The sequence below is a fragment of the Gilliamella mensalis genome, assembly GCF_900103085.1.
GTDB classification, from domain to species: Bacteria; Pseudomonadota; Gammaproteobacteria; order Enterobacterales; family Orbaceae; genus Gilliamella; species Gilliamella mensalis.
In genome coordinates, this window is record NZ_FMWR01000043.1 from 1 (window position 1) to 646 (window position 646).

Here is a 646-nt window from a genome sequence, read left to right on the forward strand (position 1 = left end):
ATCCGGGGAATATCTGAACGAAGACAATAACCAATTTGAATATAAAAAACAGAGGGCGTGTAAACCTAAAGAAATAAAAGATTGTCGAAATTATATTGATAATAATGATTATGATAGTTATTAATGGTACTGAGCTAATTATGTAGCTGAACTCATTCGTGGCGGAAAGGGACAAGATACGACGTTACCGAGTGTCTATTCTGAGCCTGCGCATGATGAGGATTTTTTCACTATTCGCTTTATGATTGAAAACAAGCCGTACTGGATAGCCGCCAGTAAAGTCTTACACCTTAATGGCGAAGAGGGGCAACTCAATTCAAGCGTAAGTTATTGGCGTGATTTTCCGTTATCATTAGATAACAGCCTTTCTCCTCAAGAAAAGAAACGTAATACGGTATGTTTCCCTCGTACCGTGTCTCTAATTTCACTAGAGAATGATGGCTTGATAGCGATAGAGGATAAAAACACAAAATGGGTCCAAGTGACGGCACTTGATGAGCAAATGCTACCAATACAAGGTTGGGTGAATATAAAAGACAATGCACAAGCGCATATCAAACGGCGTAGTCCATGGCACTGGCCTGGGTTTGAAACGATAGAAGAAAAAGCCACGGTAGGTGAATTATCAGATAAGGTTGGCAAGAAT

General features: G+C 39.8%; 1 pseudogene. It reads left to right on the plus strand.

Features of this window, described 5'->3' with window-relative positions:
- Positions 1-241: 241 nt before the first annotated feature.
- Positions 242-646, plus strand: a pseudogene (locus BQ5209_RS10560) (hypothetical protein); the annotation flags it as partial.